General features: G+C 70.5%; 17 protein-coding genes and 1 tRNA gene. 10 read left to right on the forward strand and 8 right to left on the reverse strand.

Annotated features, from left to right (window positions below; translation table 11 throughout):
* Positions 1 to 40 precede the first annotated feature (40 nt).
* The 3 genes from ACFWCK_RS18945 to ACFWCK_RS18955 all read left to right on the forward strand — a co-directional run bounded on the left by ACFWCK_RS18945 (position 41) and on the right by ACFWCK_RS18955 (position 4,301).
* The gene (locus tag ACFWCK_RS18945; protein ID WP_378807317.1) at positions 41 to 2,950 is read left to right on the forward strand and encodes a UPF0182 family protein; all 2,910 of its coding nucleotides are present in this window, start codon (positions 41 to 43) and stop codon (positions 2,948 to 2,950) included.
* Positions 2,951 to 2,998: 48 nt separating this feature from the next.
* Positions 2,999 to 3,072 (forward strand) — tRNA-Met (locus tag ACFWCK_RS18950).
* A gap of 149 nt (positions 3,073 to 3,221) precedes the next feature.
* Positions 3,222 to 4,301: an alkene reductase gene (locus tag ACFWCK_RS18955; RefSeq protein WP_378807318.1), complete on the forward strand. Its 1,080-nt coding sequence runs from the start codon at positions 3,222 to 3,224 to the stop codon at positions 4,299 to 4,301.
* 42 nt (positions 4,302 to 4,343) lie between these two features.
* Here the strand turns inward: ACFWCK_RS18955 and ACFWCK_RS18960 are convergent, their stop codons facing one another.
* Complete coding sequence (locus ACFWCK_RS18960; RefSeq protein WP_233311939.1) at positions 4,344 to 5,132, reverse strand: slipin family protein; 789 nt, start codon at positions 5,130 to 5,132, stop codon at positions 4,344 to 4,346.
* A gap of 139 nt (positions 5,133 to 5,271) precedes the next feature.
* On the opposite strand from ACFWCK_RS18960, the gene ACFWCK_RS18965 reads away from it, so the two are divergent.
* Positions 5,272 to 6,069, forward strand: coding sequence for a carbon-nitrogen hydrolase family protein (locus ACFWCK_RS18965; RefSeq protein ID WP_378807319.1), 798 nt, complete (start codon positions 5,272 to 5,274; stop codon positions 6,067 to 6,069).
* Between the two features lie 6 nt (positions 6,070 to 6,075).
* On the opposite strand, the gene ACFWCK_RS18970 is transcribed toward ACFWCK_RS18965, so the two are convergent.
* A complete protein-coding gene (locus ACFWCK_RS18970; protein ID WP_378807320.1) occupies positions 6,076 to 7,284 on the reverse strand; it encodes an aminotransferase class I/II-fold pyridoxal phosphate-dependent enzyme in 1,209 nt (402 codons plus the stop codon).
* 99 nt (positions 7,285 to 7,383) lie between these two features.
* Here ACFWCK_RS18970 and ACFWCK_RS18975 point away from each other — a divergent pair, with 99 nt between their 5' ends.
* The 3 genes from ACFWCK_RS18975 (at position 7,384) to ACFWCK_RS18985 (ending at position 11,840) form a co-directional block, all read left to right on the forward strand.
* Positions 7,384 to 8,865: a S1C family serine protease gene (locus tag ACFWCK_RS18975; RefSeq protein ID WP_378807321.1), complete on the forward strand. Its 1,482-nt coding sequence runs from the start codon at positions 7,384 to 7,386 to the stop codon at positions 8,863 to 8,865.
* A gap of 213 nt (positions 8,866 to 9,078) precedes the next feature.
* On the forward strand, positions 9,079 to 10,389 hold the full coding sequence (locus ACFWCK_RS18980; RefSeq protein WP_378807322.1) for a CDP-glycerol glycerophosphotransferase family protein: 1,311 nt from the start codon (positions 9,079 to 9,081) through the stop codon (positions 10,387 to 10,389).
* Complete coding sequence (locus ACFWCK_RS18985) at positions 10,386 to 11,840, forward strand: CDP-glycerol glycerophosphotransferase family protein (protein WP_378807324.1); 1,455 nt, start codon at positions 10,386 to 10,388, stop codon at positions 11,838 to 11,840. The genes ACFWCK_RS18980 and ACFWCK_RS18985 overlap by 4 nt, the downstream gene beginning before the upstream one ends.
* Positions 11,841 to 11,879: 39 nt before the next feature.
* On the opposite strand, the gene ACFWCK_RS18990 is transcribed toward ACFWCK_RS18985, so the two are convergent.
* The 6 genes from ACFWCK_RS18990 to ACFWCK_RS19015 form a co-directional block, all read right to left on the reverse strand.
* Entirely contained in the window at positions 11,880 to 12,917 is a 1,038-nt protein-coding gene (locus ACFWCK_RS18990; protein ID WP_378807402.1) for a glycosyltransferase family 2 protein, read from the reverse strand.
* A gap of 130 nt (positions 12,918 to 13,047) precedes the next feature.
* The gene (locus tag ACFWCK_RS18995) at positions 13,048 to 14,427 is read right to left on the reverse strand and encodes a sugar porter family MFS transporter (RefSeq protein ID WP_233311928.1); all 1,380 of its coding nucleotides are present in this window, start codon (positions 14,425 to 14,427) and stop codon (positions 13,048 to 13,050) included.
* A gap of 169 nt (positions 14,428 to 14,596) precedes the next feature.
* Positions 14,597 to 14,902: a hypothetical protein gene (locus ACFWCK_RS19000; RefSeq protein WP_378807325.1), complete on the reverse strand. Its 306-nt coding sequence runs from the start codon at positions 14,900 to 14,902 to the stop codon at positions 14,597 to 14,599.
* Positions 14,903 to 15,003: 101 nt separating this feature from the next.
* Entirely contained in the window at positions 15,004 to 15,999 is a 996-nt protein-coding gene (locus tag ACFWCK_RS19005) for a hypothetical protein (protein ID WP_378807326.1), read from the reverse strand.
* Between the two features lie 99 nt (positions 16,000 to 16,098).
* Positions 16,099 to 16,791 (reverse strand): NTP transferase domain-containing protein, encoded by a 693-nt coding sequence (locus tag ACFWCK_RS19010; protein WP_233311916.1) that lies wholly within the window; start codon positions 16,789 to 16,791, stop codon positions 16,099 to 16,101.
* A gap of 185 nt (positions 16,792 to 16,976) precedes the next feature.
* Positions 16,977 to 17,690, reverse strand: a complete 714-nt coding sequence (locus tag ACFWCK_RS19015) for a hypothetical protein (RefSeq protein WP_378807327.1) — start codon at positions 17,688 to 17,690, stop codon at positions 16,977 to 16,979.
* Positions 17,691 to 17,820: 130 nt separating this feature from the next.
* Between ACFWCK_RS19015 and ACFWCK_RS19020 the strand changes: the two genes are divergently transcribed.
* The 3 genes from ACFWCK_RS19020 (at position 17,821) to ACFWCK_RS19030 (ending at position 20,806) form a co-directional block, all read left to right on the forward strand.
* Positions 17,821 to 18,915 carry an ABC transporter ATP-binding protein gene (locus ACFWCK_RS19020; protein WP_378807328.1) on the forward strand — a complete coding sequence of 365 codons (1,095 nt, stop codon included), beginning with the start codon at positions 17,821 to 17,823 and terminating at the stop codon, positions 18,913 to 18,915.
* A 5-nt stretch (positions 18,916 to 18,920) separates the two neighbouring features.
* Positions 18,921 to 20,459 carry a hypothetical protein gene (locus ACFWCK_RS19025; RefSeq protein ID WP_378807329.1) on the forward strand — a complete coding sequence of 513 codons (1,539 nt, stop codon included), beginning with the start codon at positions 18,921 to 18,923 and terminating at the stop codon, positions 20,457 to 20,459.
* A gap of 80 nt (positions 20,460 to 20,539) precedes the next feature.
* Complete coding sequence (locus tag ACFWCK_RS19030) at positions 20,540 to 20,806, forward strand: DUF3039 domain-containing protein (protein WP_045272272.1); 267 nt, start codon at positions 20,540 to 20,542, stop codon at positions 20,804 to 20,806.
* Positions 20,807 to 20,819 lie beyond the last annotated feature (13 nt).

The following is a 20,819-nucleotide window of genomic DNA, read 5'->3' on the forward strand; positions in this document are numbered from 1 at the left end:
GCTCGGGGACTCGCCAAAGTGCCCGACCTAGGATGGGACCGTGACCACCTCACCCGCACCGGCCGCGCCCCGTACTGCCCGACGCATCGTCCTCGCGACGGTGGTGATCCTCGCCGTGCTCATCGCCGCGTTCTTCGTGTTCGCGACGATGTACACCGACTTCCTCTGGTATGACCAGCTGAACTTCGCCGGCGTGCTCACCACCCGCTGGATCGCGACCGCCACGATGTTCGTGGTCGGCTTCCTGGGCATGGCGGCGCCGATGTTCATCGCCATCCAGCTCGCGTACCGGATGCGGCCCGTCTACGTGCGGCTGAGCTCGCAGCTGGATCGGTACCAGGAGGTCGTCGAGCCGCTGCGTCGCCTGGCGATGTGGGGGATGCCGGTCTTCTTCGGCCTGTTCGCCGGCTTCGCCGCCGCGGGACAGTGGGAGACCGTCTGGCAGTGGGCCAACGGGACGGCGACGGGCCAGAAGGACGCGCAGTTCCACCTGGACACCGGCTTCTACCTGTTCGACCTGCCGTTCTACGAGGCGCTGCTCGGCTTCATCTCCGCGGTGCTGATCCTCTGCCTGCTGGTGTCGGCGCTCGTGCTCTATCTGTACGGCTCGGTGCGGATCGGCCAGGGCGAGTTGCGCATCTCCAAGGCGGCGCGCGTGCAGTTGGCCGTCATCGCCGGCGTCTATCTGCTGACCCAGGCGGTGAGCCTGTGGATGGACCGGTACAAGACGCTCACGACCACCGAGGACAAGATCACGGGCGCGGCCTTCACGGGCGTGAACGCCGTGATCCCGGGTCTGTCGATCCTGGCGATCATCGCCGCGCTCGTGGCCGTGCTGTTCTTCGTCACCGCGGTGATCGGGCGCTGGCGCTTCCCGCTGGCGGCGACGGCGCTGCTCATCGTGGCGGCCCTCGTGCTCGGCATCGCCTACCCGTGGGCGGTGAACACCTTCCAGGTGAAGCCGAACCAGAACCAGCTGCAGGCGCAGTACTACGAGCGGAACCTGAAGGCGACGAAGGCCGCGTACGGCATCGACGGTGTGGAGACCACTCCGTTCAAGGCGCAGACCACGGCCGAGTCCGGGCAGCTGCGCAGCGACGCCGACACGACGGCATCGATCCGGATCATGGATCCGAACGTGATCGGCCCGACGTTCCAGCAGCTCGAGCAGTACCGCAGCTATTACAAGTTCCCGTCGAAGCTCGACGTCGACCGCTACACGCTCGACGGCAAGACGCAGGATGCCGTCGTCGCGGTCCGTGAGATCGACACCGGCCGGATCCCCAGCCCCACCTGGAACAACAGCACCCTGGTCTACACGCACGGCTACGGGCTCGTGGCCGCGGCGGGCAACAAGCGCACGGATGACGGCGAGCCCGTGTTCCTGGAGCGCGGCATCCCGACGTCCGGGGCGCTCACCAGCACCGAGAAGTTCGAGCCGCGGGTGTACTTCGGCGAGAACTCGCCGGCGTACTCGATCGTGGGGGCTCCGAAGGGCACCTCTCCGGTCGAGATCGACTACCCGCGCGGGCAGGACTCGAGCGAGAACCAGACGAAGACCACCTTCACGGGTGACGGCGGCCCGCGCATCGGCAACTTCTTCGCCAAGCTGCTGTACGCGCTGAAGTTCCAGTCCGAGCAGATCCTCTTCTCGGAGAGCGTGAACGCGGACTCGCAGATCCTGTACGACCGGGATCCGGCGACCCGCGTGCAGAAGGCGGCGCCGTACCTGACGCTGGACAGCGACCCGTACCCGAGCATCGTGGACGGTCGGATCGTCTGGATCGTGGACGGCTACACCACGAGCTCGAGCTACCCGTACTCGACCACGGTCAATCTGCCCAAGGCCATCAGCGACTCGGTGAACACGCAGCCCGGGTTCGTGACGGACGACATCAACTACATCCGCAACTCGGTCAAGGCCACCGTCGACGCCTATGACGGCAAGGTCACGCTGTACGCGTGGGATCCGACCGACCCGGTGCTGAAGACCTGGCAGAAGATCTACCCGCAGACCCTCAAGCCGATCAGCGACATGTCGGCGCAGCTCATGAGCCACGTGCGCTATCCGACCGACCTGTTCAAGGTGCAGCGCGCGATGCTCGGCACCTACCACGTCAACGATGCCGCCTCGTTCGCCCGGCAGGACAACCTCTGGGAGACCCCGAACGACCCGCAGAGCGATTCGGCCAACCCCGAACTGCAGCCGCCGTACTACCTGACCATGAAGATGCCGGGACAGGATCAGTCCCAGTTCTCCATGTACACGAGCTTCATCCCCGCCTCGCAGGGGTCGAACAGCCGCAACGTGCTGATGGGCTATCTGTCGGTCGATGCCGACGCGGGCTCGACCGCGGGGAAGAAGTCGGATTCCTACGGCAAGCTGCGCATGCTGGAGATCGACGCGGACACCACGGTGCCAGGCCCCGGCCAGGTGCAGAACTCGTTCGACTCGGATCCCACCGTGGGCCAGCAGCTCAACCTGCTCAAGCAGGGGCAGTCGAAGGTGACTCACGGTAACCTGCTGACGCTGCCCGTCGGAGGCGGGTTCCTGTACGTGCAGCCGGTGTTCGTGCAGTCGTCGGGTGGCACGCAGGTGCCGCGTCTGCAGAAGATCCTCGTCGCGTTCGGCGACAAGATCGCCTTCGCCGACACGCTCACCGAGGCGTTGGATCAGCTGTTCGGCGGTGACTCGGGCGCCGCAGGCGGCGACAACAACATCACGCCCACGCCCACGCCGACCCCCGGAACGGGAACCGGCACCACGCCACCCACCGGCGACGCGGCGTTCCAGGCGGCCCTGTCGGATGCGAAGGCGGCCATGGTCGCCCGTGACGCCGCGCTGAAGGCGGGGAATCTCTCGGAGTTCGCCGTGCAGGACCAGAAGCTCACCGACGCCGTGAACCGGCTGATTGCGCTCGAGGGGAGCGGCAGCAGCACCACCAAGTAGCGCTCGATTCGCGCACTGCGAGATCCCGTGTTAGGCTATTCCTTGTGCCGCGGGGTGGAGCAGTTCGGTAGCTCGCCGGGCTCATAACCCGGAGGTCGCAGGTTCAAATCCTGTCCCCGCAACAAGAGAAGGCCCCCTGATCAGGGAAATCTGATCAGGGGGCCTTCGTCATGCGACGATCGTGCGTCGCGCCGAGGGCGGGATCCGGCGTTCCGATGATCCGCGTGTCGAATCCGGAATACCGTGCGCACACCGCGCCTTACCCCCCGTTGTGAATCTCTACGAACCCGCCGTCTTCGGCGCCCTGCAGCTGTCCAACCGCGTGGTCATGGCGCCCCTCACCCGCACCCGCGCCCGGGAGGACGGGGTGCCCACGGCGACAATGGAGGAGTACTACCGGCAGCGGTCCGGACAGGGCCTCATCCTCACTGAGGGCACCTGGCCGTCCGCCGAGGGCAAGTCCTACCCGGGACAGCCGGGCATCGTGACCCCCGCGCAGATCGACGGCTGGCGTCGGATCGCCGATGCCGTGCACGCGGCGGGCGGCACGATCGTGATGCAGCTCATGCACGGCGGCCGGATCTCCCACCCTGACATCTCCGGTGAGCCGCGCGTGGTCGGCCCCAGTGCCCTCGCCGCGCCGGGGGAGACGCGCACCCCCCACGGCAAGGCCGAGCTCCCGGTCGCTCACGCGCTGACCGAAGAGGAGATCACGGCGGTGGTGGCGCAGTTCGCGGATTCGGCGCGCAACGCGATCGCCGCCGGCATGGACGGGGTGGAAGTGCATGGCGCGAACGGCTACCTGGTGCATCAGTTCCTCTCTCCCGCCTCCAACACCCGTGAGGACGGGTACGGCGGCTCTCCCGAGAACCGCGCCCGCTTCGCCGTCGAGGTCACGCGTGCCGTGGCCGACGCGGTGGGCGCGGAGCGGACCGGGATCCGGCTGTCGCCCCAGCACAACATCCAGGGCGTTCTCGAGCAGGACGACGCGGACGCCCGGGCCACGTACACGGCGGTCGCCCAGGGGCTGGCCCCGCTGGACCTCGCGTTCATCGACGTCCTCTACGCGCAGCCCACGGCGGAGATCGTTCAGCACCTCCGCCGCACCGCCGGCACGCCGCTCATCGTCAACTCCGGTTTCGCGGACGTGACCGTCAAGGAGGAGGCGGAGACGCTCGTCGCCGAGGGCTGGGCGGACGCGGTCGCCGTCGGTCGGCCCGTGATCGCCAACCCCGACCTGGCGGCCCGCTGGGCGCAGGACGCCTCGCTCAACACGCCGCGACCCGAGCTGTTCTACGGCGATACGGCAGAGGGCTACATCGACTACCCGGCGCTCGAACCCGTCGCATGACGACCCGGGAGGGCGGCGCCAGGGCGCCGCCCTCCCGCCCGCTCAGTGCGCGCGCATCTGCGCGACAGCGGCCTCCCGGTCGATCATGTTCATCACGTCGCCGATCGAGTTCACGAGCGGCGCCGGGGCGATCACCAGCGTGTTCTTGTCCACGCCGATCTCGACCAGCGTCTGCAGCGTGCGCAGCTGCAGGGCGAGCGGGTGCGACATCATCGTGTCGGACGCGGTGCCCAGCTGGGCGGCGGCGAGAGCCTCGCCCTCCGCGGCGATGATCTTCGCCCTCTTCTCGCGCTCGGCCTCGGCCTGCTTCGCCATCGCGCGCTTCATCGTGTCGGGGAGCAGGATGTCCTTCAGCTCGACGAGGGTCACCTCCACGCCCCAGTCCACCGTGGTGACGTCGAGGATCTCGCGGATGTTCGCGTTGAGCGCGGCGGTGTCGGACAGGATCTCGTCGAGGTGGTGCTGGCCCACGACGCGCCGCAGGGTGGTCTGCGCGATCTGGTCGATCGCCGCCCGCACGTTCTCGATCGCGATGACCGACTTCACCGGATCCATGATCCGGTAGTACGCCACCGCGGAGACGCCGACCGTGACGTTGTCCTTGGTGATGATGCCCTGCGACTGGATCGGCATCGTCACGATCCGCAGCGAGACCGGGATGAGCACGTCCACGATCGGGAAGATGAACCGGATCCCCGGCTCGCGCACGTTGTGCAGCCGGCCGAAGCGCAGCACCACGCCGCGCTCGTACTGCCGGACGATCCGAGCCGCCATGAAGAAGACGATGATCGCGAGGATCACGGCGACGGAGATGATGATGAGCGGGGTCATGGGGACCGCCTCCTCCGGCTCCGGTGACGTGCCGCGGGCCAGTGCTTCCATTGTCCTCCCGCCGACGGCGGCGGTCGCGGGTTCCGGCCACTCCGGGCGCGCGGATTCCCGACCGGTCAGGGTGCGGGATGATGGAGCGATGACCGCCGTCTCCGTCGCCGTGTGCCAGTTCGCGCCTGTCGCCGATCGTGCGGCGAACCGGGAGAGGATCGGGGACCTCGTCGCGCAGGCGGCCGGCCGCGGGGCGCGGCTCGTCGTGCTGCCGGAGTACTCCAGCTATTTCGTGGATCCGCTGGACGAGACGCTCGCCGCGAACGCGGAGGAGCTGGACGACGCGTTCACCGGGTGTCTGCGGGAGCTCGCGGGCCGGCACGGGGTCGTGATCGTCGCGGGTCTGGTCGAGCGTGCGAGCGCCGGACGCATCCGCAACGCCCTCGTGGCGGTGGACGGCGCGGGGTTGCTCGCCGTCTATCGCAAGCAGCACCTGTACGACGCCTTCGGGCAGTCCGAGTCGCGCTGGATCGAGGCGGGAGAGGCCGGCGATGCGGCGACCTTCGTCGTCGACGGCCTCACGTTCGGGCTGATGACCTGTTACGACCTGCGCTTCCCCGAGGTCGCGCGCACCCTCGTCGACGCCGGCGCGGAGGCGCTCGTCGTGCCCGCGGAGTGGGTGCGCGGCCCGCTCAAGGAGCACCACTGGACCACGCTGCTGGCGGCGCGCGCGATCGAGAGCACCGCCTACGTCGTCGCCGCGGACCACCCGACGCCGGTCGGCGTGGGGCACTCCGCCGTGATCGACCCGCAGGGCGTCACGGTCGCCGGCGTCGGCACGGGGGAGGGGGTGGCCGTGGCCGAGCTGGACCCGGCGCTCGTCGCCCGCACGCGCGAGATCAACCCGGTGCTGCGGCTGCGCCGCTACCGGGTCGTGCCGCGCTGACGCCCGTCAGACCCCGGCGCGCAGTCCCGCCAGGCGCTCCGCCGCCTCCGCGATCACCTCGGGGCGCTTGCATGCGGCGAAGCGCACCAGGCCGCGGTACGCGTCACGATGCTCGGGGCGCACGAACGCGGTGAGCGGGATCGCGGCGACGCCGATCCGCTCCGGCAGCGTCCGGCAGAACGCGTCCGCGTCCGCCCCGCCGATCGCGGTGGCGTCGGCGACCGTGAAGTAGCCGCCGTCCGGGCGATGCACCTCGAAACCGGCCGCCGCCAAGCCCTCCGCGAGGAGGTCGTGCTTCGCACGCAGCCGTTCCGCCGCGTCGGTGAAGAACGCGTCGGGCAGGCGCAGCCCCGCGGCCACCGCAGGCTGGAACGGCCCGCCGTTGACGTAGGTGAGGAACTGCTTGACGCTGAGCACCGCGGTGATCAGCTCGGCGGGCCCGTGGATCCAGCCGATCTTCCACCCGGTCACCGAGAACGTCTTGCCCGCCGAGGAGATCGTGAGCGTGCGCTCGGCCGCGCCGGGCAGGGTGGCGATCGGGACGTGCGGGGCGGTGAAGGCGAGGTGCTCGTACACCTCGTCCGTGATGATGACGGCATCGTGCTCGTGCGCGAGTCTCACGATCTCGGTACGCACGGCCTCGCTCAGCACGGCGCCGGTGGGATTGTGCGGGTCGTTCACGAGGATCACCCGGCAGCGATCCGTGATCGCCGCCGCGAGCTCGTCGGGATCGGGCTGGAAGTCGGGCAGGTGCAGCGGCACGGTGCGCAGGGTGGCGCCGCTCAACGCCGCGATCGCGGCATAGGAGTCGTAGAACGGCTCGAACACCACGATCTCGTCCTCAGGGCCGTCCACGAGTGCGAGCAGAGCCGCGGCGATGGCCTCTGTGGCACCCGCGCTCACGACGATCTCCCGGTCCGGATCGACGTCCAGGCCGTAGAAGCGCCGCTGATGCTCGGAGATCGCCTGCAGCAGGTCAGGCACGCCGCGTCCGGGCGGGTACTGATTCGCGCCGCCGAGGATCGCGGCGCGGGCGGTCTCGAGCACCTCGGCCGGACCGTCTTCATCGGGGAACCCCTGCCCGAGGTTGATCGCCCCCGTACGGCCCGCGAGTGCGGAGATCTCGGCGAAGATGGTAGGGGCGACCTCGCCGGCTGCGGAGAGCAGTCCGGCGCCGGCCGCCGTGCGGCGCCAGGCGCCAGGCAGGATTCCCATGCCGCCCAGGGTAACGCCATAGCGGAATCTCCCAGCGGGCATAAGAAAAACACAGAAACGGCCGTCAGTCTGTAAGGGCAAGGTTCAAAAGGAGCAGACATGAACGAGCAGACGCCTCACCCCGACGCCGGACACTCCGTGCCCCCGTCGTTCTCGTCCACCCCCGTGCCCACCCCGGGCACCCCCATCCCGGACGGAGTCACGGCGCCCACCGCGCCGATCCCGCCCACCGTCGCCTCTGCGATGCCGCAGCAGGCGCAGCCGACGCAACCCGTGAATCCCGGGCACCCCGGCGCACACGCCGGTGCCGCGTTCGGCACCGCCGCGACGGCGGCCCCGGTCGCGGAGCACAAGGTCAAGAGCGGCGTCGGCGGTGGCAAGATCGCCGCGATCATCATCGCCGCGGCTCTCGTCGGGGGCATCGCCGGCGTCGGTGGAGCCGTCGGGTACGGCTCGCTCACCGCATCGAACTCCTCGTCGACCAAGACGAGCACCGGCCCGAGCACCGTCACGGTGAACAACCCGGAGTCCGTGTCGGAGGCCACCGCGATCGCCGCCAAGGCCGTGCCCTCCGTGGTCACGATCGAGGTCTCCGGATCCAGCGCCGCGGGATCCGGATCGGGCATCGTGCTCGACAAGGAGGGCCACATCCTCACCAACGCGCACGTGGTGACGCTGGACGGCGAGGTCTCCAACCCCACTATCAAGGTGACCACCTCGGACGGTCGGATCCTCGACGCCACCGTCGTCGGAATCGACGCGACCTACGACATGGCGGTCATCCAGGTCAAGGACGGCTCGAGCCTGACCCCGATGGAGTTCGCCGACTCGTCCAAGCTCAACGTCGGATCGATGACGGTCGCCGTGGGTGCGCCGCTGGGTCTGTCCAACTCGGTCACGACAGGTATCGTCAGCGCGCTCAACCGCAGCATCCAGATCCAGTCATCCGCCGCCCCGTCGCAGGGTTCCAACGGAGACCAGCAGCAGACCCCGAACCAGGACGGCTCGCAGCAGCCGTTCCAGTTCGACATCCCCGGCCGCGGATCCGGCTCCCAGAGCGCGGCGGCGACGATCTCGATCTCGGTGATCCAGACCGATGCCGCGATCAACCCCGGAAACTCGGGCGGTGCGCTCGTGGACAGCAACGGCAAGCTCATCGGCGTGAACGTCGCGATCGCGAGCGCAGGATCCTCGTCCTCCTCGTCGGGGCAGTCGGGCAACATCGGCGTCGGCTTCGCGATCCCCTCGAACATCGCCAAGCGCATCGCGAACGACATCATCGCGGACGGCAAGGCCACGCACGGCCTGCTCGGTGCGACGGTGCAGGACGCGAGCGGCCAGAAGGGCGCCACGGTCGTGGGCGCGGCGATCGCCTCGGTCACCAGCGGGGGAGCCGCGGCGAACGCGGGCATCCAGGCCGGCGACGTGGTGACGGGCTTCAACGGAAACCCGATCACCGACGCCAGCGACCTCACGGCGCAGGTCCGCTCGGTCGCCGGCGGCAGCTCCGCGACCCTCACGGTGAACCGCGACGGGAAGTCGCAGGACATCAAGGTCACGCTGGGCACCCTGTCCCAGTGACCCGCCTCCTCTGATCGGGACATCGCTCCCACTCGACCGGGATCTTGCATCCGACGAAGGACGCCACCTCGCAGCACATCGCGGGTGGCGTCCTTCGCGTGTGCGGGGCAACCACGTCTTCGGCTCCGCCGACGCCGCGCTCCTTCTGCTCCTGGCTCCGCCGACGCCGCGCCGGCTTTCCTCGTCTGCCCCGCCGACAGGTAGGCTCGCGGGGTGGCGTCCTTCTCCTTCCGTGCGGGCAACGCCGGCAAGCTGCTGAGGATCCCGCTCTATCTGCTCGGCCGCGTGGGGACGCTGCTGGTCCCGCGCGGGCAGGGCTGGGTGATCGGCTGCGGCGCGGGGATCGGCGACGGAGCCCTCGCTCTCTGGCGGGCCGCGACCGAAGCGGGTCTGCAGCCGCTCTGGCTCACCGGATCCGAGCGCGAGCAGCGCGACGCCGCAGCCTTCGGCATCCGCGCGATCCCGAAGAACGGACTTCGCGGCTGGTGGGCCACGGCTCGTGCCGGCGTGGTCGTCGTCACCCACGGATTCGGCGACGTCAACCGCTATGCGACATCGGGCGCCTACCTCGTCCAGCTCTGGCACGGGATCCCGCTCAAGCGCATCGGGCTCGATTCCCCGGCGACCGTGCAGAGCGCGTTCCTGCCCGGCTTCGTGCCGCTGCAGAAGCTGCTCGGGCTGCTCTACCGTGCCCAGAGTCGCCGCATCCGCGTGCTGCCCGCGGCGTCCGACCGCTCCCGAGGGCGCCTGGAGTCGGCTTTCGGGCTGGGCGTGCAGCAGGTGCTCGTCACCGGCGAACCGCGCGTCGACGTGCTCTCCACCGGGGACGCAGCCCGACGTCGCGCCGATGCGGTCGCGCGCCGCGATGCCGCGGTCGGCGCGATCGCCGACGGCGCCCGTGTGGTGCTGTACGCGCCGACGTGGCGCGACGGCGCCCCCGACCCCGCCGTGCCGAGCGAGGCGGAGTGGGAGCGGATCCTCGAGGTCCTCGAACGCACCGACAGCGTGCTGCTGGTGCGTTCGCATCCGCTGGGCGAGGGCGAGTACCGCCCTCCCGTGCCCTCGGAGCGCGTTCGGGCGATCGGCTCGGCTCTCGTGCCCGACATCACGCCGGTGCTGCCGGCGATCGATGTGCTCGTGACCGACTACTCGTCGATGGCCTATGACGTCGGCTTGCTCGCCATGCCGGTGATCTACCTCGCCCCCGATCCGGTCGCGTATGCGACCTCGCGCGGCTTCTACGGCGACTACGCCGAGGTCGCCGGCCCCGACCCCGCCGCGGACTGGACCGCCGCCGCGGCGCAGCTGCAGGCGACCCTGGAGGACGGCGCGGAGTTCGAGCGCCGGTCCGGCCTCTCCCGAGATCTCAGCGCGCACATGCACGCGCACCGCGACGGCGGCAACACCGCACGGGTGCTCGCCGCGATCCTCGCGCGCACCGGCGCGGCCACCGGCCGGGCCGTGCTGGTCCCCGCCGCGACGACCCGCGCATCTCCTACCCCCGCCCCGAAGGGAACCGCATGACGACCCCCCGCGTCACGTCCATCCGCGTCGATGAGGAGCGGCAGGCGCTGCTTGTCACGGGGGAGGGCTCCGCGCCGGGCGAGGTCGAGCTCGCCGGCCGCCGTGCCGTCGTGACCGCGCGCATCGCCGAGGACGGTCCGGACACCTGGAACGCCACGCTCCCGTTGCGGGCCTCGCGATGGGGCGGGGCCGAGCTTCCGCTGCCGAGCGGGGACTACGCCGTCACCGTGGACGGAGTTCCGGTCGACGACCTCGAGATCGAGAGCACGCTGCTGGCCGGACTCCGTGTGGCCGCTGCGGGCGGGGCGGTGCGCATCGCGCCGCCGATCGATCCCGCCTACGAGACCGCCGAGGGCCGCCTCGCGCTGGAGGGTCGCTATGCGGCACTGCCCGGCGCCCGCGAGAACGCGGTGTTCTTCGAGGCCTTCTACGGGCAGTCCAGTGGTTGCAATCCCGGTGCGATCGACCGCGAGCTCGCGCGACGCGCACCCGGTGTGGTCCGGTACTGGAGCGTCGTGGACCTGTCCGTCCCGGTGCCCGAGGGAGCGATCGCGGTCGTCGAAGGGTCGCCGGAGTGGTGGCGGGCGCGCGCGGACGCGCGGCTGCTCGTCGTGAACGACTGGCTGCGCCGGCGCTTCGACCGCAAGCCCGGCCAGCGCGTGCTGCAGACCTGGCACGGCACCCCGCTCAAGCGCCTGGCTCTGCACCGCCCTGGGCTGCACCCCCGGCGCTGGCTCGCGGTCATCCGCGAGTCGCGGCGCTGGGACGTGCTGCTCGCGCAGAACCCCTATGCGGAGCGCGTGCTGCGCAAGGCCTACGCGTTCCTGCGCAAGCCGATCTGGGTCGACGGCTATCCGCGCAACGACGTGCTCCTGACGGGCGATGCCGCACGCATCCGCACGGCGCTCGGGATCGGGGAGGACGAGCGGGTGCTGCTGTATGCGCCGACCTGGCGCGACGACCGCTCCGAGATGGTGGACTTCCTGGATCCGAACGCGCTCGCGGCGGCCGCCGATGCGGTGGTGCTCGTGCGCGGGCACTCCCGCACGATCCGCCCGGGGCGCGACCAGGCCGGATCCCGCGTGATCGACGTCACCGGCTACCCCGACACGGCCGAGCTGCTGCTCGTCGCCGATGCCCTGGTCACCGACTACTCCTCCGTCATGTTCGACTTCAGCGCTACGGGCAAGCCGATGTACTTCCTGGTGCCGGATCTCGAGCACTACCGCGGCAAACTGCGCGGCTTCTACTTCGACCTGGCCGCACGTGCGCCCGGGCCGCTCCTGCGGACGCAGGAGGAGCTGGTCGCGGCGCTCTCCGATGTGTCGGCGGTGGCGGCGCACGCGGCCGCGTACGTCGCCTGGCAGGCGCAGTTCAACGGGCGCGACGACGGGTCCGCCTCGGTGCGCGTGGTCGACCGGATCCTGGACCTGGGCTGGCTGGAGGCCTGACAGCCGCCGCGCCCTCGACGGAGCGCATCCGCCCGCCGGTCAGGGCAGCGGTGTGTTGCGCGAGCCGAGCCGCGAGGTGTCGACGGTGTCGTGCGCGCCGCGCAGCACCCCCATGAGGAAGCCCAGCCCCCAGGAGAGGTGCATGGTCGGCAGCACGGCGAGCGTCCAGAGGCGCTCTCGTGGGCTGCGCGGCGGGTCCGTGGGGCGCGCGGGAGTGAGCGCCATCGCGATGACGAGCAGCGCATAGGCGATGAGCGGCAGATACACGGCGGAGGCGGCGATCGAGCCGACGCCGGTGAGCACCCCGGTCAGCTGCAGCACTGCGACGACGACCGCGAGCGCCAGGATCACGAGCAGAGCGGGCGGCGCGAAGAAGCGCACCCCGTTGCTGCGGCCGTAGCGCCGCACCAGCTCGCCACGCCAGGCGCCCGTGGAGCGGAACTGGCGGGCGAGTCGGATCCAGCTCTCCCGCGGCCAGTACGTCACCGCGAGCTGCGGATCGAACCACACCGTGTGCCCGGCCTGACGGATCCGGAGGTTCAGCTCCCAGTCCTCACCGCGTCGGATGGACTCGTCGAAGAGCCCGACCTCGTCGAGGACGGCACGGCGCATGACGCCCAGGTACGCGGACTCCGCCCTGCCTTCCCGGGTGCCGCCATGGTAGCTGCCGCCGCCGAGACCGACCGGGGAGTTGTAGGCGCGGGCGACGGCGGCCTGGAACGGTGTGCGACCGTCGGCGCGCATCACGCCGCCGACGTTCCCCGCTCCGGTGCGCTCGAGGGTGGCCAGCGCGCGTGCGGCGTATCCGGACGAGAGCTCGGAGTGCGCGTCCACACGGATGACGGTGGGATACCTGCTGGCGCGGATCGCGGCGTTCAGCCCGACCGGGATGTCGGCGGCGGGGTTGTGCACGATCCGGAGTCGTGGCTCGCGCGCGGCCATGCGCTCGGCCAGTTCCGTGGTGCCGTCGGAGGACGGGCCCAGCGCCAGCACGAGCTCGGTCGGTCCCTCCACGTCCTGCGCGAGGACCGACGCCACGGCATGCTCGAGGTAGGCGCGTTCATTGAGGACCGGCATCACGAACGACACGCCCGCGCCGGACAGCGGGGCGCCCGCGTCGGGGGAGGACGGATCGCGATGGCTCACGCGTCGATCCTTTCATGCCGGACCTGCGTGGCCCCAGGGCGCAGGCTCCGGGCGCGCCGGATTACCAGCGCCCGCCGTTCTCCCAATACCGACCGATGTCCTCGAGAGGACGGCCTTTGGTCTCGGGCGCCAGCCACACCACGAAGAAGAAGGCGATGATCGCGATCACCCCGAACACGGCGAAGGCGCCGGCGCCTCCCAGAGCGTTCAGCATCGTGAGGAAGAACGCGCCCACGATGACGTTGGCGACGAGATCGCTCGTGAGCATCACGCTCGCACCGAGGGAGCGCAGGTGTGCGGGCATGGCCTCACCGGCGTAGACCCAGACCAGGGATCCGAAGCCGAAGGTGAAGCCCGCGGTGAACAGCACGAGACCGATGAAGCCGGCGATCGTGAGCGCACCGTCGAAGTGGCCACCGCCGATCGCGAAGACGATGACCAGCAGCAGATTGGCCAGGATCATGGTGCCGATGCCGATGAGCAGCACGGGCCGGCGACCCATCCGGTCGATCACGAGCAGCGCGATGAACACCGCGACCAGGCCCGCCACCTGCACCAGGGCGGAGAGGCCGAGCTTGACGATGTCGTCGGTGAAGCCCATCGCCTCGAAGATGCGCGGGCTGTAGTAGACGATCGCGTTGATGCCGGTCAACTGCACGAAGAAGCCCAGCCCTACGACGAACAGCGTCGCGCGCAGGAAGGGCTTGCGCAGCAGGTCGAGCCAGGACGTGGTGTGCGCGGCCGCGAAACCGGCGGTGATCGTCTCGATCTCGGCGTCGACGTCGACCTCCGGGCCCTCGATCCGGGCGAGGGTCGTCCGTGCCTCGGCCGTGCGGCCCTTCATCACGTACCAGCGGGCCGTGTCGGGCAGCCGCAGCAGCACGAGGGTGATGATCACGCCGGGGATCGCCGCGAGTCCCAGCATCCACCGCCAGCTCTCGGTCGGAGCCAGCGCCATCGCCACGAGATAACCGAGGATGATGCCGGACACGGTGGCGACCTGGTAGAGCACGAGGAACGCGCCGCGGGAGCGGGTGGGCGCCGACTCGGCCACGAAGACCGGGACCACGACGACCGAGATGCCGATCGTCAGTCCGAGCAGGAACCGGGCGACCACGAGCACCCACAGGAACGGGGCGACACCCGACAGCAGGGAGAACAGCGCGAAGCACAGGGCGACCGCGACCATGGTGGGTTTGCGGCCGATCCGGTTGGCGAGCGCGCCACCGCACAGAGCCCCGAGGATCTCGCCGATCACGACCGTGGTCGTGACCCACGACTGCCCGGCGGCGTCGAGGTGGAAGTCCTTGGCGAGGTACAGCATGGCCCCGCCGATGTTCGACGAGTCGTAGCCGTAGATGATGCCGACGGTCGCGGCGGCGACGCCCACGAGGAGCGCCAGGCGGGTCGTGCGGCTGTTGCCGGTCAGTGCTGAGCTCATGATCCCGTCCTTCGTGCTCAGGGGTCTCCCAGGGAGGGATTCGAGAGTACACCAGGCCGTCGGACCCGATGGGGGCGTCCACGCCGGAGTCGCACTCCGGCCTCCGAGCAGCACCGAACAGGCTCGGCACGGTGCAGTCGTCCTTCGTCGATCCGACCCGTGCCTCGGTTCACACGACGAATCGCCAGATGTACTCACGCCCGTCCTCGGGGCGGAACCAGGCGAGCGTGACGACGACGTCGTCGACGTCCGTGTCGCACAGGCACACCTCCAGCTGGTCGCCGTGCTCGACATGTCCCCACAGGAGGGTGCGCCCCGGATCGCGCGAGGTGCGGGCGAAGACACGGGCGAACTGCACCGCCGCGCCCCGGTTCGTCAGCATCGGGTGCGTGCGGTCGCGGCGGTCGACGTCCCACGGGACGGGGTACGACGGAGGGGGGATGAGCGGCTGCGGAGGGCCGGGGGAGCGGTTCATGGCGTCACGCTAGGGGCGGGCGCCGACGCGGGGACGACGTCTTGCCCCGCAGCCACGGGCATGGTGCAGAACCCGCGTGTGCGTGCGACTGTGCGGACCGATCAGAGGTCGCGGTCGGGCTCCATCGGGTGCAGCTCGGGTCCCGGAGCCTCCGGGGCGGAGGTCGGCGCGGGCTTGCGGTGCAGCGATTCCACGGCCTTGCGGCCGACGAAGCCGACGCCCCGGGCGGCGCTGCCGGCCGCTCCGGCCACGGCCGATCCTGCCAGCTGCGCACCGCGGGCGATTCGGTGCTCGATGCGTCGCGCGCCCGGCACGGGTTCGAGTTCCGCGGGCAGCGCCTGGGGCGGAAGGCCGAACGCCCGATGCGAACTGGCGAGCACCCTGCGGCCGAGCACATGGTTCCCCGCGCCGCCGATCACCGCACCGACGCCGAAAGGCAGCGCCTTCCCGAGGAACGATGCGCCGCCCACGCCGGCGAACTGCTTGATCAGCATGCTCTTCAGCCGATCCGCGAGCGGCCCCACGGCGGCGCGCGGCAGCGACTTCGTCACGAGCTCGCCCCAGTAGGCGGGCCGGCCCACACCCTTGCCCCCGGCCTGCCCGGCGAGCTGACGGATCAGATCCACCCCCTCCTTGCCGAGCATGAGGGTCATCACAAGGGCTCTCGCGCGATCGGGGTTCGTCACCGTGATGCCGTGCACCTCGGCGATCGACTGGGCGAACAGGGCCGTGGTCTCGACGAACCCTGCTGTCTCGACGCCGGAGAGGGCGAGGGTCACGCCCGTGCCGATCCCCGGGATCACCGCGGTCGCTCCGACGGCCGCACCGCCGGTCGTGACGGCGGCGAGGTAGCGCCGCTCCAGCAGTGTGACGATCTGCGCCGGAGTCGCGTCGGGGTGGCGCAGCCGGATGCTGCGGATGTGCGCCAGCACGAGCGGCCGCTGCACGGCCAGGACGCGGTCGAGGCCGCGGATGTGGGCGGGGTGCTCCGAGGATCCCGCGGGCGGAAGGCCGCCCGCCCAGGGCGCGTCATCCGGCAGGGAGTGGATCCGATGGATCGTGCTGTCGTCCCTGTCCTTGCCTTCTTTTCGCCCCATGGAGCAGAGCCTATGTCGACGGCCCTGCGAGAACGCTCGCAATGCGGAAAGAGCCCGTGCGCGGCAGTCGCGGCACGGGCTCTTTCTGCGTGAGGAGCGTCAGACGAAGAGGTTCGCGCGCTCCAGGTCCTCGGCGAAGTCCACCTCGACCGCGTACAGGTCGGAGATGTCCATCGGCTCGAGCAGCAGGCCGTTCTCGACGATCGCGAGCTCGAGCCCGCGCTCGAAGTAGTCCTGATCGTCCACGCGCTGCAGCTGGCGCATGAACGCCTGCTTGTCGCGGGACGAGATGTAGTTGATTCCGACGGCTTCGCCGATGCCGCCCTTGACGGTCTTGGAGAGCTCCTTGATGAAGCCCTCGGTGTCGACCGTGTACTTGACCTCTTCATCGCTGACCTTGGCGGTGTTGACCGTGACGAAGGACTGGTCGCGCTCGATGTAGGCGATCGCGCGTCCCAGGATGCGCGGGTCGAACACGACGTCACCGTTCATCCAGAGCACACCCTTGCGGCCCGTGGCGGCGAGGCCGCGCAGGAGGCTCTTGGAGGTGTTGGTCTGGTCGTAGCGCTCGTTGTGCACGTAGTTCACATCGGGGAACGCCTCGATGATCGTCTCCGCGCGATAGCCCACGATGGTCGTGATGCGCACGTCGTCGCCGAAAGCGGCGTGGATGTTGTCGTGCTGCTGCCGCATGATCGAACGCCCGTCGTTGAGCTCGGTCAGCGGCTTCGGGAGGGAGCGCCCGAGGCGCGAGCCCATCCCGGCAGCGAGAATGATGGTCTGAAGAGTCACAGAAATGCTCCTGTTACGTGTGTTCACGGTTACGTCACCGATGGGACACTTCCTCGTGCCGGAGATCATGGTATCGATCCGCCCTGAGTCCTTCATGCGCAGAGAGGGTGCGATGCCATTCCGTTACCTACTGCTCGGTTCATTCCCAGGTTGGTCATGGGCGACATCCTGTGCGTCGGATCCCGTCACTTCGGGTCGTCGGCCCCGTGCACCTCACCGCCGGTTGCTACCGTGAAGGGCATGACCGGAGCTCCCAATGACCCTCGCGCGCCCAAGGATTCCTCTCCTCCGACAAAGCCTCGGCGCTCGCCGTCCGGCGCCGCCAGAGCGACGACCGCGCAGACGGCGCGGGTGAAGGCAGAGAGCCAGGCGGCGGCGGCGCGTTCCGCGGCTGCGAAGCGCACGGCGGCACGGACGAGCGCGGCACGCACTGCGGCCGCGAAGTCGGCGGCGGAGAAGGCGGGCGCGGCCAAGGCGGAGGCCGCGGCCGAGGAGGCGAAGGAGTCCGCAGCCAAGGTCGCCGCGGTGAAAGCGGTGACGCCGCGCGCCGCGCGCGCTCCGCGGGCCACGGCCAAGGGTGCGACGACCGCCGGCCGCACGGCCGGCGCCGCGAAGAGCGCGGCTCCGACTGCCGGCACCGAGGCGCCGGGGGACGTCACGGGCCCGGCGGCGACTGCCACGACGGTCCAGCGCACCACGGCCAAACGCACGGCCGCGGCGAAGACGACGGCGGCGAAGACGACGGCGGCGAAGACGACGGCGGCGAGGAGTACGGCTGCGAAGAGCGCCGCGGCGAAGACGAGCGCGACGAAGACGACGGCGGCCACGACGACCGCGGCGAAGCGCGCCCCGCGTACGAAGGCGGCAGGCGGCGCTCGTTCGACCGCGCCCGCTGCCATCGCCGCTCAGGCCGCGGCCGCGGTTGCGGAGGTCGTGAATCCGCCCGCTGCAGCGGACTCCGCGTTCGAAACCGAGCCGGACCTGCGCACGCCCTCCCCACAGGAGGCCGCGACGGGGCATGATGCTCCTGTGGACACCGACTCGGGGGCGGCCGCGACGACCGCGGCTTCGGTGCAGGGTGCGCCGGAGTCCGACGCGCCGGCGGCGACTGACGCCGCGACGGAGTCCGATGCGCCGGCGGCGACTGACGCCGCGACGGCGGAGACCGTCGACTCCGGATCCGTGCCGACGGATTCGACGACGGACGAACCCGTCGAGCCCGCATCCGCGGGAACGCCGGTCGAGCCCGTGCAGGCGGGGTCGATCGAGGAACCCTCGACGGCGCCCGAGGTCGACGCGCCCGTGCCGCAGGACGTCGTGGAGGACGCCGCGGCAGTGTCCCAGAGCCCTGTCGAGGACGCCGACCGACAGGCGCTCGTCGTACGTGGGCTCGTCAAGCGCTTCGGCGACTCGATCGCGGTGGGCGGAATCGATCTGACGGTCCCCGCCGGATCCTTCTACGGCATCGTCGGCCCGAACGGCGCCGGCAAGACCACCACCCTGTCGATCATCGCCGGGCTGCTGCGCCCCGACGAGGGCACGGTGCGGATCAGCGGGATCGACCAGACCGCCGACCCGGCTGCCGCGAAGCGGGCGCTCGGCGTGCTGCCCGACCGACTGCGGACCTTCGACCGGCTCACCGGGCGCCAGCTGTTGCACTACTACGGCCTGCTGCGGGGACTCCCCTCAGACGTCGTGGAGAAGCGCGTCGCGGACCTCGCCCGGGCGTTCGATCTCACCGGCGCGCTGAGTCGCGTCGTTTCGGACTACTCCGCCGGCATGACGAAGAAGATCATGCTCGCCGGCGCGATGATCCACTCGCCGCGCGTGCTGGTGCTGGACGAGCCGTTCGAGTCGGTGGATCCGGTGTCGTCGGGTGTGATTCTGGACATCCTGCGGGCCTATGTCGCCCACGGCGGCACGGTCATCCTCTCCAGCCACGGCATGGATCTGGTCGAGCAGGTGTGCGCCCGGATCGCGATCATCGTCGGCGGCGACGTGCTCGCCGAGGGCACGGTCGACGAGGTGCGCGCGGGGCAGACCCTCGAGCAGCGCTTCGTGGAGCTCTCCGGTGCGGCCTCCGAGGTGGAGGGGCTGGAGTGGTTGCACACGTTCTCCGACTGAGGCTGATGCTGGCGCTCGGAGCGCTGCGAGGCGACCGCAGCCGGGTGGTCCGCACCGTCGTGGCGCTGCTGCTCACCGCCGCGGCGACAACGGTGTCGGTCGTCGCGATCCGCAGTCTCGCACACACCTCCGAGGCGGCTGCGCACACGGTGATCGTGCTGGGCAGTTCTGCGGTGGTGCTGGGATTCTTCGTCGCGCCGATCCTGGCGGGGTCCGTGGACCAGCTGGATCCGCGACGGTTCGCGGTCTTCGGCGTGGACGAGCGTCGCCTTCCACCGGTGCTCGCCCTCGCCGCCTTCGTGAGCGTGCCGAGCCTGGCGCTGCTCGTGATCCAAGTGGCCGTGGTGATCGTCGCGATCTCGTTCGGAGCACCGTGGCTCATCGCCGCGCTCTCGGCGCTGCTGACCCTCGTCACGGCGGTGCTCGCGGCGCGGGTCGGGATGGCGCTGAGCGCGCGGCTGCTTCCGGAGCGGCGCTCCCGCGAGCTCACCGCGCTGTTCGCGCTCGCGGTGATCGTGATCGCCGTGCCGGTGTGCGTGTTCGTGGCCTCGCTCGGCTGGGCCGGGGCCGTCCCCCCGGTCCTGCACGGCGTCGCCGACGTGCTCGGTATGACGCCGCTCGGCGCCTCTGCGGCGCTCCCCATCCTCGTGGCCTCCGAGCGGACGGGCGCCGCCTGGGTCGCGGCCGTCGTCGCCGTGCTGACGGCCGCGGTCGTCGCCGCGGGCTGGCTGATGCTCGCACGGCGGGCCCTGAGCACCACCGAGCGACCGACGACGGTGCGCGAGCGGCCGGGACTCGGCTGGTTCGGACTGCTGCCGTCGAATGCGTTCGGCGCCGTGGCCGCGCGCAGCCTCGTCTACTGGCTGCGGGATCGCCGCTACATCATGAACTTCGTGATCGTGCCGATCGCCGGAGCCCTCACCGTCATCCCGCTGCTGGTCGCCGGCGTGCCGCTCGAGATCGCCGCAGCACTGCCGGTGGCAGTGATGGCGCTGTTCTTCGGCTGGCTCCCGCACAACGACGTCGCCTATGACTCGACCGCGTTCTGGATCCATGTCGCCAGCGGCGTGAAGGGCGTGCCCGACCGGCTGGGCCGGCTCGTGCCGGTCCTGCTGATCGCGATCCCGACCCTGGCAGTGGCGATCTCCGTCACACTCGCCGTGATCGGGCGCTGGTCCCTGCTGCCGATGTTCGTGGGCGTGGTCGCGAGCCTCCTGCTGACCGGTCTCGGGCTGTCGAGCATCCTGTCGGCGGTCGCTCCGTACGCCGTTTCGCGTCCGGGCGACAGCCCGTTCCAGCAGCCGCAGCGCGCGCGCGGCGGCGCGCTGGGTCAGGCCGGCACTCTGATCGGCGCCGTCGTGCTCAGCCTCCCCGCCCTGCTTCTGGCGTGGCCGGCGCTGGTCTCGGATGAAGTCTCCGCCGCCCCCGCGCTGTGGACCGGGGTGCTGATGGGCGCCGCCGTGCTGTTCCTGGGCGTGCAGACCGGCGGGCGCGCGTTCGATCGTCGTGGCGCTCAGCTGATGGAGTTCGTCGAGACCGTGTGATCGGTCGACGCCGGTGGCGAGGCGATCGGATGCGTGCGATCGCGGCGCCGACCCGGCCCTGCGCGATTAGACTCGCGGTCATGAGTACCCCGCTGGATGCCCCGGATCAGGGTGGCGTAGCCACCCTCGATCGCGAACTCGAGCAGCTCCTCAACGAGGAGCTCCAGGAGCCGGGAGACCACGAGCGGTTCTCCCACTATGTGAAGAAGGAGAAGATCCTCGAGTCCGCCCTGACCGGCAAGCCCGTGCGGGCGCTGTGCGGGAAGAAGTGGACGCCTGGTCGGGATCCGGAGAAGTTCCCGGTGTGCCCGACGTGCAAGGAGATCTACGAGTCGATGGTCGGCTGAGCCTTCGACAGGC

The organism is Microbacterium sp. NPDC060117, from assembly GCF_042729315.1.
Lineage (GTDB): Bacteria > Actinomycetota > Actinomycetes > Actinomycetales > Microbacteriaceae > Microbacterium.